15 protein-coding genes are annotated in these 15,324 nt (G+C 73.1%); 8 read left to right on the plus strand and 7 right to left on the minus strand.

What is annotated here, in order from left to right; translation table 11 throughout:
- Positions 1-23: 23 nt before the first annotated feature.
- Together IF02_RS0119995 and argG are read right to left on the minus strand one after the other, a co-directional pair.
- Positions 24-1,748, minus strand: a complete 1,725-nt coding sequence (locus IF02_RS0119995; protein WP_030158847.1) for a serine/threonine-protein kinase — start codon at positions 1,746-1,748, stop codon at positions 24-26.
- A 171-nt stretch (positions 1,749-1,919) separates the two neighbouring features.
- Positions 1,920-3,368 carry an argininosuccinate synthase gene (gene argG, locus IF02_RS0120000; RefSeq protein ID WP_030158849.1) on the minus strand — a complete coding sequence of 483 codons (1,449 nt, stop codon included), beginning with the start codon at positions 3,366-3,368 and terminating at the stop codon, positions 1,920-1,922.
- 477 nt (positions 3,369-3,845) lie between these two features.
- Between argG and IF02_RS0120005 the strand changes: the two genes are divergently transcribed.
- Complete coding sequence (locus tag IF02_RS0120005; protein WP_106977317.1) at positions 3,846-4,601, plus strand: TetR/AcrR family transcriptional regulator; 756 nt, start codon at positions 3,846-3,848, stop codon at positions 4,599-4,601.
- A gap of 308 nt (positions 4,602-4,909) precedes the next feature.
- Positions 4,910-5,377: a helix-turn-helix domain-containing protein gene (locus IF02_RS0120010; protein ID WP_030158853.1), complete on the plus strand. Its 468-nt coding sequence runs from the start codon at positions 4,910-4,912 to the stop codon at positions 5,375-5,377.
- Between the two features lie 24 nt (positions 5,378-5,401).
- On the opposite strand, the gene IF02_RS0120015 is transcribed toward IF02_RS0120010, so the two are convergent.
- A complete protein-coding gene (locus tag IF02_RS0120015) occupies positions 5,402-6,343 on the minus strand; it encodes an NAD-dependent epimerase/dehydratase family protein (protein ID WP_030158855.1) in 942 nt (313 codons plus the stop codon).
- A 62-nt stretch (positions 6,344-6,405) separates the two neighbouring features.
- On the opposite strand from IF02_RS0120015, the gene IF02_RS0120020 reads away from it, so the two are divergent.
- Complete coding sequence (locus IF02_RS0120020) at positions 6,406-6,990, plus strand: TetR/AcrR family transcriptional regulator (RefSeq protein ID WP_030158857.1); 585 nt, start codon at positions 6,406-6,408, stop codon at positions 6,988-6,990.
- A gap of 46 nt (positions 6,991-7,036) precedes the next feature.
- On the opposite strand, the gene IF02_RS0120025 is transcribed toward IF02_RS0120020, so the two are convergent.
- Entirely contained in the window at positions 7,037-7,843 is an 807-nt protein-coding gene (locus IF02_RS0120025) for a DUF2993 domain-containing protein (protein WP_078622198.1), read from the minus strand.
- Complete coding sequence (locus IF02_RS0120030) at positions 7,840-10,050, minus strand: MMPL family transporter (RefSeq protein WP_051696375.1); 2,211 nt, start codon at positions 10,048-10,050, stop codon at positions 7,840-7,842. The genes IF02_RS0120025 and IF02_RS0120030 overlap by 4 nt, the downstream gene beginning before the upstream one ends.
- Before the next feature lie 100 nt (positions 10,051-10,150).
- Between IF02_RS0120030 and IF02_RS0120035 the strand changes: the two genes are divergently transcribed.
- Positions 10,151-10,810 carry a TetR/AcrR family transcriptional regulator gene (locus IF02_RS0120035; protein ID WP_051696376.1) on the plus strand — a complete coding sequence of 220 codons (660 nt, stop codon included), beginning with the start codon at positions 10,151-10,153 and terminating at the stop codon, positions 10,808-10,810.
- A gap of 5 nt (positions 10,811-10,815) precedes the next feature.
- On the opposite strand, the gene IF02_RS0120040 is transcribed toward IF02_RS0120035, so the two are convergent.
- Entirely contained in the window at positions 10,816-11,253 is a 438-nt protein-coding gene (locus tag IF02_RS0120040; protein WP_030158865.1) for a hypothetical protein, read from the minus strand.
- Positions 11,254-11,422: 169 nt separating this feature from the next.
- On the opposite strand from IF02_RS0120040, the gene nadE reads away from it, so the two are divergent.
- From nadE to IF02_RS0120060, 4 genes are all read left to right on the plus strand, one after another.
- Positions 11,423-12,253, plus strand: coding sequence for an ammonia-dependent NAD(+) synthetase (gene nadE, locus IF02_RS0120045; protein WP_030158866.1), 831 nt, complete (start codon positions 11,423-11,425; stop codon positions 12,251-12,253).
- 131 nt (positions 12,254-12,384) lie between these two features.
- Positions 12,385-13,551, plus strand: a complete 1,167-nt coding sequence (locus IF02_RS0120050; protein ID WP_234318269.1) for a serine hydrolase domain-containing protein — start codon at positions 12,385-12,387, stop codon at positions 13,549-13,551.
- 129 nt (positions 13,552-13,680) lie between these two features.
- Positions 13,681-14,400: a hypothetical protein gene (locus IF02_RS0120055; RefSeq protein ID WP_030158868.1), complete on the plus strand. Its 720-nt coding sequence runs from the start codon at positions 13,681-13,683 to the stop codon at positions 14,398-14,400.
- 131 nt (positions 14,401-14,531) lie between these two features.
- The gene (locus IF02_RS0120060; protein WP_420708181.1) at positions 14,532-15,029 is read left to right on the plus strand and encodes a hypothetical protein; all 498 of its coding nucleotides are present in this window, start codon (positions 14,532-14,534) and stop codon (positions 15,027-15,029) included.
- On the opposite strand, the gene IF02_RS0120065 is transcribed toward IF02_RS0120060, so the two are convergent.
- Complete coding sequence (locus IF02_RS0120065; RefSeq protein ID WP_158708518.1) at positions 15,023-15,316, minus strand: hypothetical protein; 294 nt, start codon at positions 15,314-15,316, stop codon at positions 15,023-15,025. The genes IF02_RS0120060 and IF02_RS0120065 overlap by 7 nt on opposite strands.
- Positions 15,317-15,324 lie beyond the last annotated feature (8 nt).

A 15,324-nucleotide genomic window follows, 5' to 3' on the forward strand; every position in this document is an offset into this window, starting at 1 on the left:
GCGCATCCTAGTGCCGGCAGCGGTCAGCAGCGGCTCGACGACCCGTTCTGGCGGGTGAGGTTGTCGTTGGACATCCAGCCGGACGCGTTCGTGTCGGTCGCGCGGACGTAGGTCCACTTGTTGCCGTACGCGTTGACGACGTAGCACTGGTACATGAGCTTCGTACCGGACTTGGCCACCGCCACGGCGGGGCATTCCTGGTAGGGCCCGGTGGTGATGTGGTAGGTGCCGGACATGTAGCCGTGGGTTCCCGGGTTCCGGTCCTGATGGCTCCAGCCGGTGCAGCTCGTCGACACGGGAGTGGGCTCGGCGGGCGGCGGGGCCGATGCCTTCGGGGTCGCGACGCCGCTCTTGCCGCCCGGGGTGGGCGTCGGTGACTTGCCGGGCTTGGCGGAGTCCTTGGACGGCTTCGGGGACCGGGAGTTGCGGCTCTGCGCGGCGGAAGGGCTGCGGGTGGTCTGCGGGGGCGCGGCGTGGGCCTGCGCCGCGCCGCCCTTGCCGCCGTGGTCGCCCATCGCGGCGTACGTGACGCCGCCTCCGGCCAGGACGACGGCGACGGCCGCCGCGATGACGACCCGCCCGCGGGCCGCTCCTGCCGTGCCGGAGCCTTGGGGCGCGATCGGCGCGCCCGTCGCGGCGAAGGGCCCCGGCTGCCCGGGGGCAGGGACCGGGGTCGGACGGCCGGCGTACGGCGGTTGCGGGGCCGGCCGGGGGTACGGGACCGGGGCGGGGCCGTAGCCGGGCGGCGGTGTCGGTACGGCGGCGGGACGTACGGCAGAGAACGGAGCCGCGGCGGGCGGGGCCGCGGCGGGCTGGGCTGCGGCGGGCTGGGCGGTCGCAGGCGGCGCCATCGGCGGGCCGGGCGCCGCCGGAGCCGCGCCGGGCGCGCTCCTGCCCTCGGCCACCGCCTCCAGCATCTCGCGGGCCCGGCCGGCGGTGGGCCGGCTCCCCGGCTCCTTCGCCATCAGGGCGCGCAGTACGGGCGTGAGCGCTCCCGCCCGGCGGGGCTCCGGCAGCGGCTCGGTGACGATCGCCGACAGCGTGGACCAGGCGGACGTACGGCGGAACGGATACGTGCCCTCGACCGCGGCGTACAGCGTCATGCCGAGCGACCAGATGTCCGACGCGGGGCCGGGTTCGCGGCCCTGTGCGCGCTCCGGCGGGAGGTAGTCGAGGGAGCCGATGATGTCGCCGCCGCGGGTCAGCTTGGCCATGTCCTCGTCGCCCGAGGCCTGCACGGTGGCTATGCCGAAGTCGGTGAGCACGACGCGGCCGTCGCGCTCCAGCAGCACGTTGGCCGGCTTGACGTCGCGGTGCAGGACCCCGGCCCGGTGCGCGGCGTCGAGCGCGTCCATCAGCTTGGCGCCGATCGCCGCCGCCTCGCGCGGTTCGAGCGGGCCCCGCCGCTCCAGTACGTCGTCGAGCGAGGGCCCGTCGACGAGTTCCATCACGATGACCGGGAGGCCCTCCTCCTCGGTGACATCGTGCACGGTGACCACACCGCCGTGCCGGATGCGGGCGGCGGCCTGGGCCTCGCGCCGCATCCGCGCGCGGAGATCGGCCAGTTCGACCGCGGAGGCGTCGGTGTAGACCCGCATGACCTTGACGGCGACTTCCCGGCCCAGCAGTTCGTCCACGGCGCGGGCGACCACGCCCATGCCGCCGCGTCCGATCATCGCGGTCACCCGGTACCGCCCGCCGAGCACCTTGCCGACCAGCTCCGCGCCGTTCGCCTCCCCCGCCGTCACCCCACGCCCCGTCCATAGCCGTTCGTCAACTCGCGTACCGAGCACGGCCAGCGTAGTGGTACGCACATTCGGATCGGCGCAGGACACGGAGAAGGCCTCGGGCGGTCCGCACGTCGTCGGCGTGCGGACCGCCCGAGGCCGGGGAGGGCCCACCGGTCGGTCGGTGACCGGTCAGTCGGTGCCGAACTCCATCGCCGCGCGGTCCAGCAGCTCGTCGTCCTCGGAGACCTCGCCACGGGAGGCGATGGCCTCGGCGCCGCCCTCGGGCATGGCGCCGATCAGGCCGGTCGCCGCCGCCTGCGCGGCGCCGATCAGCTCGGGGTGCGCGGTGCCGACGATGCCGAGGCCCGCGTACTGCTCGAGCCGGGCGCGCGAGTCGGCGATGTCGAGGTTGCGCATGGTGAGCTGGCCGATCCGGTCCACCGGGCCGAACGCCGAGTCCTCGGTGCGCTCCATCGAGAGCTTGTCCGGGTGGTAGCTGAAGGCCGGGCCGGTGGTGTCGAGGATCGAGTAGTCCTCACCGCGCCGCAGCCGCAGGGTGACCTCGCCGGTGACCGCCGAGCCGACCCAGCGCTGGAGCGACTCGCGCACCATCAGGGCCTGCGGGTCCAGCCAGCGGCCCTCGTACATCAGCCGGCCGAGGCGCCGTCCCTCGTTGTGGTAGTGCGCGAGGGTGTCCTCGTTGTGGATCGCGTTGACGAGACGCTCGTACGCGGCGTGCAGGAGCGCCATGCCGGGCGCCTCGTAGATGCCGCGGCTCTTGGCCTCGATGATCCGGTTCTCGATCTGGTCCGACATGCCCATGCCGTGGCGGCCGCCGATGGCGTTGGCCTCCATCACCAGGTCGACCGGGGAGTGGAACTCCTTGCCGTTGATCGACACCGGGCGGCCCTGGTCGAAGCCGATGGTCACGTCCTCGGCGGCGATCTCGACCGACGGGTCCCAGAACCGCACGCCCATGATCGGCTGCACGGTCTCCACGCCGGTGTCGAGGTGCTCCAGGGTCTTGGCCTCGTGGGTGGCGCCCCAGATGTTGGCGTCGGTGGAGTACGCCTTCTCCGTGCTGTCGCGGTACGGCAGCCCGTGGGCGACGAGCCACTCGGACATCTCCTTGCGGCCGCCGAGCTCGTGGACGAAGTCGGCGTCGAGCCACGGCTTGTAGATGCGCAGGTGGGGGTTGGCGAGCAGGCCGTAGCGGTAGAACCGCTCGATGTCGTTGCCCTTGAAGGTCGAGCCGTCGCCCCAGATCTGTACGTCGTCCTCGAGCATCGCCCGGACCAGCAGGGTGCCGGTGACGGCGCGGCCGAGCGGCGTGGTGTTGAAGTACGCACGACCGCCCGAGCGGATGTGGAACGCGCCGCAGGCGAGTGCGGCCAGGCCCTCCTCGACCAGCGCCGCCCGGCAGTCGACCAGGCGCGCGATCTCGGCACCGTAGGTCTTGGCACGGCCGGGCACCGACGCGATGTCGGGCTCGTCGTACTGGCCGATGTCGGCGGTGTAGGTGCAGGGGACGGCACCCTTGTCGCGCATCCACGCGACCGCGACGGAGGTGTCGAGGCCGCCCGAGAAGGCGATGCCGACGCGCTCGCCGGTGGGCAGGGAGGTGAGAACCTTTGACATGGGAAGAGTATGCACTTAAACGCATGGCTATGCAAACGCGCTCGGGTCCGGGGCCGCCGGCCGCCGATCGGCCATCCGGCCCGTGGCCCGACTCCTTCGTACGGGTGCACTCCCCTGCTCCGTAGCTGCGCGGACCCCTGCGGCGGCCGGGCCGGAAGCATGATCACCGCGATGTCTCGGGCACTCGGTCCGGCGGCCGGCCCCTACCGGCCGGGCGGTGACGGCTTCGGCGAGCTGTCGGTGCCGGACAACCTGCGCCACGCCCACGTGCTGCCGGCCGGCATCGTGGCCTGCGCGACGGCGGGAGACGTACGGGCGGCGGCCGCTGCGGCGGTGTCGGCGTCGCCGGGCTGGCCCTGGGCGGGGGTCTCGGCTTCAACGACCGCAAGTGGGGCATGGCATGACCTGCGACCGGCTGCGGGAACGATGTCCGAGAACCGATGGGGGCTCCGGCAGCCGACGGGTACGGTTTGGCCCATGTATGTTTCCACAAGTGCCGAGGATGAGAACACCGCGCGGCCGGAGGCCATCAAGGCCGTCGCGCGCCAACTGCTCGTGAAGCTGGGGGCCGCCGGGCTGTCCTTGGAAGCCGTCGCCGAGGGCGGCGGTCTTGCCGTCGCCGACGTGGAGGGTGTCTTCCCGCACCGGGACGACCTGTTGACCGCGCTCGTGATCGACGCCTACGACGGTTCCGCCGCCGCGATGGAGAAGGCCGACCGGAGCGCCGGCGCCGCCGGTGCGCCGGCCGGGGCGCGGCTCCTCGCGGTGACGCGGGCACTGCGGGCGTGGTCCTTCGACAACTCCGCGGAATTCACGCTGATCTACGGCTCCCCGGTGCCCGGCTACCACGCCCCGCAGGACACGGTTGCGGCCGCATCGCGCACTCCCGCGGTACTGGCCGGCATCGTGCGTTCCGCGCTGGCGGCCGGTGAACTCACCCCGCCGCGGCGGGCGGTGCCGGGGCCGCCGCTGCTCCTGCCGGAGGCCGTGCAGCTCTTCGGCGGCACGCCCGAGGCCCCGTTCTCGGACCTCGTCGAGCGCGGCATGGTGCTGTGGAGCAATCTGATCGGGCTGCTGGTGTTCCAGGTGTTCAGCCGTACGCACGACAGCGTCCGGGACGAGTCCGCGTACTTCGACTTCGCCATTGCCGTGGCGGCCGAAAGCATCGGACTGGACGTTCCCCTGGACGGAACGCAGGCCACGAACGCGTCCGTCTCACGTAAGATCAGTTAAGCGGGTCGAGAGCTCCCGCCCGGTCTGCCCCCCGTCAGGCCGGGCGGGTTTCCCCGCCGTCGGCCCGCGCCCCGTGACTTCCCCGGTGCGTACCGGCCGGACCGGCCCCCATCCCCCGAGGGCCGGACCGAGCCGGGTCGATGCGACCGGCAACTCACTCGGCTACCCCCGTGAAGCAAAGTCAGCTGTCAGCTATCGACGGGGTCCACGGTGGCGGACTCAAGCCAGATTGTCAACTGACCGCTAATCTGCAAAACTGGAAATTAGCTGAGAGCAATACCGGGGAGGCGGCGGGAGGGAGATGCGCAGTGTCCGAGACTGACGACCGGCCCGCACTGGCAGTGCGCCTGGACGACCTCTTCAAGACGGTTCGCCCCAAGGGCAGGCGCTGGACCAATGCCGAGGTGGCCGAGGAGCTGAAGCGGGTCAACCCCGAGATCAAGGCCGGCGGCGTGTACCTGTCGCAGTTGCGGACGGGCAAGCGGTCCAACCCCTCACCGGACCTGCTGGCCGCCCTCGCCCGTTTCTTCGGCGTATCGGTCGCCTACTTCTTCGACGACGAAGCCGCCGAGTCGGCGCTCGGCGAGATCGCCGCCATCGAGGCCCTGCGGCAGGCAGGAGTGCGCTCCGTGGCGATGCGCGCGGCCGGCATGAAGAAGGAGAACCTCGAAGCCATCATGGCCATCATGGACCAGTACCGGCAGCTTCAGGGCCTTCCTCCCGTCAACGACCCCGCAGAGCCCACGGGATCCGCGGGCTCCTCGGATCCGGAGTGAGGGACCGCCCTTCCGACGCGGGCGTCACCCGGTGGCGGCCGATCGCCCTCGCCACCAGTCCACCGTGGCCTTGACCTGCTCGTCGACGGGAGTGGCGCGTGCGGCGAACTCGGCTTCGTACGCCGTCGAATCGACGATGAACGGGCGGTCGAACTGGTAGCGGACCTCCTTCAGTTCGCGGAGCAGCGGCGAGAAGAGCGAGGCCGCGCCCAGTACGGCGGACGGCAGCCGGCGCACTGCGACCGGTCCCGTTCCGGCTTGGGCGGCGAGCCGGTCCACCATCTCCCGGACGGACAGCGCGGGTCCCGTCGGGGCGTGCCAGGCGCGTCCCCAGGCCCGCTCCTCGCCCGCGACCCCGACCAGGGCCCGGGCCACGTCGGGGAGGTAGCTCCAGCTGTGCGGGGCGTCCGGGTCACCGAGGGTGGACACGGGCTTGCCGCGCAGCAGCGGCGGCATGACCCGCCCGGCCAGGTGCCCGCCGTCGGTCACGCCGGGCCCGAAGAAGTCCGAGGCCCGCACCTCGACCGCCCTGATGCTGCCCTCCTCGTGCAGCTTGAGCGCCGCTGCCCAACCGGCGGCGCGCACCCGGCCCTTGGTCCCGGCGGCCGCCAGGGGCAGCCCCTCGGTCAGGGGGCCGTCTACGGGTCCGTAGCCGTAGAGGTTGCCCAGCATGACCAGGACGGCTCCGCTCTCCTCCGCCGCGGCACAGACCGCCGAGACCAGCGAGGGCCAATCGCTCGCCCAGCGGTGGTAGGGCGGGGCGGCGCAGTGGTGGATCGCGGCCGCGCCCCGCGCCGCTTCGGCCAGCCGCCCGCCGTCCGTGGCGTCCAGCGCGACGTGCTCGATGCCGGGCTCCGCGCCACGGCCCGACCTGGTCACGACCCGTACCGAATGCCCCTCCTCCGCCAGGAGTCGAGCGGTGGCGGCCCCTGCGGGCCCGAATCCGATGACGACATGAAGACTCACAAGCGCACACTAGCGCGACGACCGGACATGATACGGATGAGCCATCCAGTTACCATGTCCGCATGACGACGACGCCACTGCGCAAGGACGCGGCCCGCAACTGGGACCGGATCATCGCCGTCGCCCGGGCCCTGGTCGACCAGGGCTCGCCGCTGCAGCTCAACGACGTCGCCCGCCGCGCCGGACTCGGCGTCGGCACCGTCTACCGGCACTTCGCGACGCCCGAGGCACTGCTGGAGACCGTCGCCACCCCCTGCCTGGAGGCCCTGACCGCCCACGGCGAGCAGGCACTGTCCGACCCCGACCCCTGGCACGCGCTGGAGGGCTTCCTGACCCGAACCCTCGAAGCGCAGGTCACCGACGCCTCCCTGGCCCCGGTCACGGCCGCACCCGAAGACGCCCTGCCGCGCACCACGGAACTCAAGTCGGCGCTGTGGTCGACCGGCCGGGTACTGCTCGGCCGGGCCCGCGAGGCGGGAGTCGTCCGCCCCGACCTGGCCTCGGGCGATCTCGTCCCGCTCATGTGCGGCATCTCCTACGCCGTGGACGTCCACGGCGGCGACCCCGCCGACCGCGTCGACACCGCCCACCGCTACCTGGCCACCCTGCTCGGAGGCCTGCGCGCCGCCACACCCCCGAGCGCGTGATCACCTGAGCTCGCCGGTTTCGCGGGGCAGGGCCACGCCGCTTCTCTCATGCCTCGCCGGGGAGACCGGGGAGCCTGACGTCCTTCGCCTCGCCGTGCACCGTGACGGCGCCGGAGTCGACGGAGATCCCGGACGGGACGAGGCCGAGCGGCAGGGCCGGTATTTTGCGTTCCGCCGCCTTGAGCGCCGCCACGATCTGCGGATTGGCCGGGTCGAGGGGACGCCCGGCCAAGGACGCCGCCGTCGGTTCGAGCGTGACGGTGTCACCGGTGAGCGTGAGCGCGGCGGTCACGACCAGCGGTACCCCCATGACGGACCGGGTGATCTCCAGCCGCCCGTCGTGCCCGCTCAGCCTGACGCCGGGACCGCGCTTGGCGCCGAGTGCGTCGAGGGGGACCTTGAACTCCGCCCGCGCCCCGGCCGCCGAGTAGCCTCCCGCCGTTGCGGACACGTCGTGCAGGTCGACGGAGGCGGTGACGGGCAGCCCGTCCTCCGTCCGCGCCCGGCCGTCGACCTCCACCTCCGGGTAGGTTCCCGACGCCGCGTTCCACAGGAACGGGAAGCCTCCGATCGAGACGCTCGGCGCCGCCACCAGGGCGCTCTGCCGCGCCGCGATCCGGTCGGCCATCCGGCCCTCGGCGACACCGGCGGCGACGCGGTCGGCGAGTACGAGGCCGGCGAGCAGCGCGCATGCGCCGGCCAGCGCCCACCGCCGGGCACGGCGCGGGCGGCCCGGGCGACCTAGACGGCCCGGGCGGCGCGCGGCAGTGCCGCGTACGGCAGTGCCGGGGGCAGCAGTCCCCCGTACGACGGCCTGTGCGCGGGCGTCGGCTCGGGCGGTGCGGTGATTCATGTGTTCCTCACGGGTTCGGGGACGGAGGAGGTACGGACGACCTCCTCTTCGCCGCCTTCGATGTGCATCTGCGGCAGCAGCCGGTCGAGCCAGGGCGGGAGCCACCAGTTGGCCTTGCCGAGCAGGACCATCGTGGTGGGGACGAGGAGCCCGCGGACGACCGTGGCGTCGAGCGCGACCGCGGTGGCGAGGCCGATCCCGAACATCTTCACGACGGGGTCGTCCCACAGGAGATAGCCGAGGAAGACGCACACCATGATCAGCGCGGCGGAGGTGATGATCCGTCCGGTCCTCGCCAGCCCGGTGATCACCGCGCCGCGGTTGTCGCCGCCGGCCAGCCATGCCTCGCGGACGGCGCTCAGGAGGAAGACCTCGTAGTCCATGGAGAGCCCGAACAGGACCGCGAACATGAGCAGCGGTACGTACCCCGGGATCGGCACGGGTCCGCCGAGCCCGAGCGGTGCCGCTCCCCAGCCCCACTGGAACAGCGCGGTGAGCACGCCGTAGGCGGCGGCCACCGAGAGGAGGTTGAGCACGGCCGCCTTGGCGGCGACCAGCGGGGAGCGGAAGGCCAGCAGGAGGAGCAGCCCGGCGATGGCGAGGACGACCCCGATGACGGCGGGCAGGCGCTGCGCGAGCCGTTCGTTGAGGTCCAGCTGGGTCGCCGGGATGCCGCCGACGTGGGCTTGCCCGCCGGTGTCCTTCGTGACGGGCGGCAGGGTGCTGTCGCGCAGGCGGTGCACCAGGGCGGCGGTGCGCGGATCGCCGGGCGCGGTGGTGGGGGTGACCTGCCAGCGCACGGTCCGGCCGTCGGGGCTCAGTTGGGCGGGTCCGACCGCGGCGACGCCGCCGGTGTCCTTCAGCGCTCCGCCGACGGCCGTGACGGCCGGGTCCGCCGGTCCTGACGCCGGCTTCGGCAGCGTGCCGGTCACCTGGAGCGGTCCGTTGACGCCCGGGCCGAACGCGGACGCGAGCCGGTCGTAGGCCGTACGGCCGGCCGTGCCCGGGGACTTGTCGCCGCCGTCGAGCTGCCCGAAGGACAGCTGGGCCGCGGCGAGCGCCGGCAGGGCGAAGAAGGCGAGGCCGGCGAGCAGGTACCGCCACGGCCGGTCGGCGACGTGCCGGGCGATGCGCGCCCAGCCGCGGGCGGGCGGCGGGGAGGTCTGCGGCCGGTCCGCGGCGTCGGGGGCGGGAGCGGGAGCGGGGGCGAGGCGCCGTCCCAGGAGACTGAGCAGCGCGGGGAGGAGGGTGAGGGTGGCCGCCATGGCGACCAGGACGGCGATGCCGGGGGCGAGCGCCAGCGCGCGGAGCAACGGCAGGCCTCCGAGGGCCAGGCTGGCGAGCGCCGCGATGACCGCGGTGCCGGCGAAGGCCACCGCCTTGCCCGATGCGCCGATCGTGAGGGCGGCGGCGTCCTCGATCTGCCGGCCGGTGGCGAGGAGTTCGCGGAAGCGGGTGAGGCAGAAGAGGCTGTAGTCGATGCCCACGCCGAGGCCGATCATCGCCGCGATGGTGGCGCCGGAGGACGGCATGTCCGTCAAGTGGCCCGTCAGGCCGATGACTTCGAGCGAGATCCCGAGTCCCACGACGGCCGTGGCCAGCGGTACGGCGGCCGCGATCGGCTTGCGGAACCCGAGGTAGAGGACGGCGAAGGCCGCGGCGAGCCCGATGACCTCGCTGCGCCGGGTGGACTTCTTGTCGGCGGCTTCTGCGAGGTTGCCGCCGGGGGTGACCTCGATCCCGGCCGCTTCGGCCGGTTCGGCCGCGTCCATGAGGTCGTGGACGACCTCGGCGGTGATGTCCCGGCCCGCCAGGTCCAGTTCGACGGCGAGGTAGGCGGTGTGTCCGTCGGGGGCGAGGGCCGCGCTTCCGGCCGGTTCGTACGGTGTGGTCACGGCGAGGACGTGGTCGCGGGCGGCGAGGGCGCGGGCCGTCTCCTGGACGGCGCCGCGTGCGCGGTCCGAGGTGAGGGGCGGGCCGTCGGGGGGCGTGTGCAGGACGAGGGGCTGGCGGCCGGAGGCGGAGTCGGCGAACGCACGGGCGGCGTCATGGGCGGCCTGGCTGTCGCTGCCGGGTATGGAGACCGTCTCGGTGGTGGCGCTGCCCAGCACGCCCACCGCCGCGGCGAGGCCCACCAGCAGCAGGAGCCAGGCGGCGACGACCCGCTTCGGCCGTCGGGCGCACCAGCGCCCCAGAGTGGCGAACATGCGTACGGGATCCCCCTCGTCAGGCGCGGCTTGTCCGGTCATGATTGCACTCGTGGTGCAATTAAATCAACGCGCGCCCCATTTGCGACAATGGCGACGAGTGAGACCGGGAGGGGTCAACGTGCAGCAGTCGGCCGGGCAGTCAGAGGAACGGCTCACGGACGGCCGCGCCGAGCGCAGCCGCCAGTCCCGCGTGAAGATCGCGGACGCGGTGCTGTCCCTGCTCGACGAGGGCGAGTCGCACTTCCCCGCGGACCGCGTCGCCGAGCGCGCGGGAGTCTCCCGCCGCCTGGTCTTCCACCACTACGCCGACATGTCCCAGCTGGTGGAGACGGCGATCGCGCGGCGCCTGGAGCAGCTCATGGAGCAGACCAGGCCCCTGCCGACCGACGGCCCGAGAGCCGCACGGGTCGCGGCGCTCACGGAACAGCGCTCACGGATCCTGGAGTGGATCACTCCGGCCCAGCTCGCGCTGATGCGGCTGGAGCAGAACGGGGACCGGATCAGGGAGGTCACCCGGCAGGTCCTGGACTTCGCCCGGGGCCGGCTGGCCGACATCTTCGCCGAGGAGCTCGACCGGCTGCCCGCAGAGCGCAGGACCGAGGTGCTCCACGGGCTGGACGCGGTGACCACGTGGGGCGCCTGGTACCACTGGCGCAGCAGTGGCCTGAGCGTCGAGGCGGCCTCCCGGACGATGGAGACGTCCGTACACGCCCTACTGGCCAGTACGGATCCGGCCGGGCCGGCCCGGCGGCCGTAAGGCACCTACTGCGCGTCGGCCCCGGTCAGGACCCGGGGATCCGAGGGCGCGGGCCGCCGCAGGCCCCTCATACCCCTTCCTTCCCGCGCGAGCCGCCGGTGCAGGGCGGGGCCGCCCGCCGCGATGGCCACGAACAGGACGGCCGCGGTGATCAGGCTCGGCTCGGAGACCCACAGGCCGAGCAGCTGGTCCAGCAGCAGGGCCGCCGCGACCAGCAGCACCTTGCCGAGCAGCAGTCCGGAGTGCAGGCGGCGGCGGACCGGCCGGCCGAGGCGCGCCCGGCGGCGGTGCGCCAGCGTCATCGCGGCTCCGGCGCACGCGACGAGCGCGAGGAGGCGCAGCGCGTGTTCCCAGGCGGGGGTGCCCGATCCCCACGCCCAGACCACACCCATGACGGCCCCCGCGACTACGTAGACGACGACGTGGATCCGGCGCTCCGGCATGACTGCCTCCTGACCCTCCAGGGTCATACGACACAAACAACTTGCACTTCGAGTGTCATAACTTCGGGCGCATCCGTCAAGCCCGGCCGCTTTCGAGGCTCCGGAGGGGTTCGACTAGGGTCGGCAGGGCAGCGCACCCATGAATCACCATCGACCACGAGGAGCAGCCGTGAGCCGGCCGGCGTCCACCGTTCTGCAGCAGGAGATCGCCCGGGAACTCCAGGTGTCGGAGACCTTCGACGCCCACCGGGAGATCGAGCGCCGGGTGGCCTTCCTGGCCGAGCGGCTCACCTCCACCGGCCTGCGCTCGCTGGTCCTCGGCATCAGCGGCGGGGTGGACTCCACCACGGCCGGACGGCTGTGCCAGCTCGCCGTGGAGCGGGCCCGCGAGGCCGGCCACGAGGCGACGTTCTACGCGATGCGGCTGCCGTACGGGGTCCAGGCCGACGAGAAGGACGCCCAGCTGGCCCTCGGCTTCATCAAGGCGGACCGGGTGCTGACGGTGGACGTGAAGCCCGCCAGCGACGCCGCGCTGGAGGCCGCCCTCGCCGGCGGCACCGCCTTCCGGGACGCCCACCACCAGGACTTCGTGCAGGGCAACATCAAGGCCCGCCAGCGCATGATCGCCCAGTACGCGGTGGCCGGCGCCCACGACGGCCTGGTCGTCGGCACCGACCACGCGGCCGAGGCGGTCTCCGGCTTCTTCACGAAGTTCGGCGACGGCGCGGCCGATCTGGTCCCGCTGACCGGCCTCACCAAGCGCCGGGTGCGTGCCGTGGCCGACGTCCTGGGCGCCCCCGCGGAGCTGGTCTGGAAGACCCCCACGGCGGACCTGGAGACCCTGGACCCCGGCAAGGCCGACGAGGACGCGCTGGGCGTCACGTACGACGACATCGACGACTTCCTGGAGGGCAAGCCGGTCGACGAGCGCGCCTTCGACACGATCGTCCGCCGCTACCGCCTGACCGAGCACAAGCGCCAACTCCCGATCGCGCCGTAACGGCCGCCCCCGGGGCGCGGGGAATCGCGGCGGGTCGGGGGCGCTCCTACGATGAGGGGGAGCGCCTCGGGGGCTTCGGGGTATGTCGTCGAGCCTGGCAGGGGTGACCGGTCATGGGCGGGTGCCGTCCGTTGCGTGGGCGCCGGGTCCGGCGGGCGGGCGTGCCCGCCGCGGTGGCGCTGCTGCTGGCCGCGCTGTGCGCGGGTACCGGCCCCGCCGCCGTACGCGAGGACTTCGATCCCGCCACCGTGCAGAAGCTGGACGCGGCGATCACGAAGATCATGAAGCAGACCGGCATGCCGGGCCTCAACGTCGGCCTGTGGATGCCTGGCCGCGGCGTGTACGAGAAGTCCTTCGGCATCGCGGACCAGCAGACCGGCACGCCCATGAAGTCCGACCTCTACTCGCGGATCGGCAGCGTCACCAAGACCTTCACCGTCACCGGCGTCCTCCAACTGGTCGACCAGGGCAAGGCCGGCCTCGACGACCCCGTCTCGCGGTACGTCTCCGGCGTCCCCGGCGGGAACTCGGTCACGCTGCGCCAGCTGGCAGAGATGCGCAGCGGCCTCTTCGACTACACGACGGACGAGAAGTGGCTGGCCGGCGTGCGCGCCGACCCGCACCGCACCTACACCCCGCGCCAACTCGTGGACGTGGCCTTCCGCCATCCCCCGAACTTCGAGCCCGGCGCCAAGTGGCAGTACAGCAACACGAACACCGTCCTGCTCGGGATGCTGATCGAGGAGGTCAGCGGGCAGAGCCTCGCCGACTACCTCCGGGAGCACGTGTTCGCGCCGCTGGAGCTGAACGACACCTCCCTGCCCGGCGACAGCGCCATGCCCGACCCGCACGCCCACGGGTACACCGACTTCACGCCGAAGGGCACCGTCGCCGACGCCACGAACTGGAACCCCTCCTGGGCCTGGGCCGCAGGCGGGGTCATCTCCGACCTCGACGACCTGCACACCTGGGCCCCCGCGCTGGCGGACGGCCGGTTGCTGACCCGCGAGACGCAGGCCGAGCGGCTCCGGACGCTCCCGATCGAGGGCGTCCCCGGCGCCTCGTACGGCCTGGGCATCCTCGACTTCAACGGCTGGCTCGGCCACAACGGGGAACTGCCCGGCTACGAGACCATCGCCGCCCGGCTCCCCGCCGAGAAGGCCACCCTGGTGGTGCTCGTCAACAGCGACATCGACTACCGGGGCAAGAACCTGTCCGGCATGATCGGGAACGCGGTCACCTCCATCGTGACCCCCGGCCACCTCTGGCCCGCGCCGGTGGCCACCGAGGCGAAGTAGCCCCCGGACGCGGCCCGCAGGCGCCGGCACGGGGGCTCGCGCGAGGGGCGGCGGGGGGCCATGTGACCATGGCCTCCTTTGGCACATCCGCATTTCGGCATTTCAATTTCCGCATTTCATGGGGGGACCATGCGCACCCGTACCACCACCGTCTCCGCCGGCCTCGCCGCCGCGCTCGCGGCGGTGCTCCTGCTGGCCGGCTGCACCGCGTCCGGCGGCACCCCGAAGGGCAAGGGCGGCGGCAGCAGCGCCGCGGCGCCCGCTCCCGTCACCCCGGGCGGCGGCTCCGCGTTCGAGGGACCCCGCCCCCAGGACCAGAACCTCCTCGCCTGGACGGGCGACCCCAACGACGCGGGGCACGTGACCGCCCAGTCCGCCGCCGGGGTCGCCGGGCGGGTCACCCTCGTACGGATCGTGCTGCGCGAGCAGATCACCTGGTCCAACATCTGGCTCGGGCTCGCCGGCATCGACCCGGGCGCCCAGCTCTCCCAGAACTACCTCGGCGTCTACGACGCGAACGGCACCCTGCGCGCGTCCACCGCGGACATCTCCCCGCTGCTGATGACCGACGCGATCGCCAAGCCGTTCCCCCTCGCCAAGCCCTTCACCGCCGCCCCCGGCACCTACTTCATCGCCCTCCTCCTCAACGGCACCTGGGCCACCAACGCCCTCACCCTCAAGTCCACGGGCGCCGGGATCTCGGTGAACGCGGGCCTGACCCCGCCGAACCTCCGCTACAGCACCCTCCTGACGGGCCAGACCTCCCTGCCGGCCACCGTGAACCTGGGCGAGCAGTCCACCAGCACCATCAACACCGGCTGGGCCAGCCAGTGGTACGCCATCTCCTGAGCCGGGGCGCCCGGCCGGGCCGCCGCGGCCGAGGCCCAGCGGGTGCGGGGTTCGGCCGGATGAGCGAAGCTGGGGAAGGTCGTAGCCACGAGGCGGCGCCGGAGCCGGCCCGCCGATGCGAGGAGGGCCGCGTGGACGCATCACGAGTCGGTGGGCCCGCACCCGCGACCCGAGCCCGGGTACGGGTGCGGGTACGGGTGCGGACGGCCACCCTGCTGTGCGCGGCCGCGGCCCTCGCGGCAAGCGCCGTACCCGCTTCGGCACAGGCGCCCCGGGCCGTCATGGATCCGAGTCCGGTCGTGGTCGTCGACTGCTTCTCCCAGGCCCAGGTGCGCCCGCACGAGTACCTGCTGGCCTGCGGCGACGGGAACAACCGCCTCGTCGGGCTGCGCTGGGACAGGTGGGGGCAGCGGACCGCGACGGCCACCGGCACCGACATGGTGAACGACTGCACCCCGTACTGCGCGGCGGGCCGCTTCCGGGCTTACCCGGTCAAGGTGACCCTGAGCCACCCGCGGCCCTGGCCCGACCACCCCGACGTGCAGCGCTACACCACCATCCGGCTCCTCTACACCGACACCGCTCCGCCCCCGGTCGCCAAGGACGTGACGTACAAGCTCGTCTACTGACCGGTGCGATCGGCCTGTCCGCCGAGGCGGGCGCTGATCAGGTAGTCGGCCTCCTCCGACAGCCGGGCCCGCCGCTCGTCCTCCCGGGCGCGTTCGAGCTCTCCCCGCAGCGCCAGCTCGGTGCGCAGTACGGTCGCCCGCGGCACCGGGATCCGCTGTCCGGGTTTCTCCGTGAACGGCTGGAGCTCCGCCGCCGAGACCTGGGCGTCCTGCGACGAGCCGCGGCGGAGCGAGAGGAACACCCGGGCCAGCCAGTCGGCCGGGATCTGGACCATCAGATCAGTCATATCCGGGA

Source organism: Streptomyces sp. NRRL S-244, assembly GCF_000717915.1.
Classification (GTDB): domain Bacteria; phylum Actinomycetota; class Actinomycetes; order Streptomycetales; family Streptomycetaceae; genus Streptomyces.

What these genes read in the sequence shown, in the direction of transcription:
- argG (WP_030158849.1), bottom strand. Translation starts at nt 3,368, where the DNA reads ATGTCAAAGGTTCTCACCTCCCTGCCCACCGGCGAGCGCGTCGGCATC.
- IF02_RS0120020 (WP_030158857.1), top strand. Translation starts at nt 6,406, where the DNA reads ATGACGACGACGCCACTGCGCAAGGACGCGGCCCGCAACTGGGACCGG.
- IF02_RS0120065 (WP_158708518.1), bottom strand. Translation starts at nt 15,316, where the DNA reads ATGACTGATCTGATGGTCCAGATCCCGGCCGACTGGCTGGCCCGGGTG.
- IF02_RS0120005 (WP_106977317.1), top strand. Translation starts at nt 3,846, where the DNA reads ATGTATGTTTCCACAAGTGCCGAGGATGAGAACACCGCGCGGCCGGAG.
- IF02_RS0120030 (WP_051696375.1), bottom strand. Translation starts at nt 10,050, where the DNA reads ATGTTCGCCACTCTGGGGCGCTGGTGCGCCCGACGGCCGAAGCGGGTC.
- IF02_RS0120025 (WP_078622198.1), bottom strand. Translation starts at nt 7,843, where the DNA reads ATGAATCACCGCACCGCCCGAGCCGACGCCCGCGCACAGGCCGTCGTA.
- IF02_RS0120040 (WP_030158865.1), bottom strand. Translation starts at nt 11,253, where the DNA reads ATGCCGGAGCGCCGGATCCACGTCGTCGTCTACGTAGTCGCGGGGGCC.
- IF02_RS0120055 (WP_030158868.1), top strand. Translation starts at nt 13,681, where the DNA reads ATGCGCACCCGTACCACCACCGTCTCCGCCGGCCTCGCCGCCGCGCTC.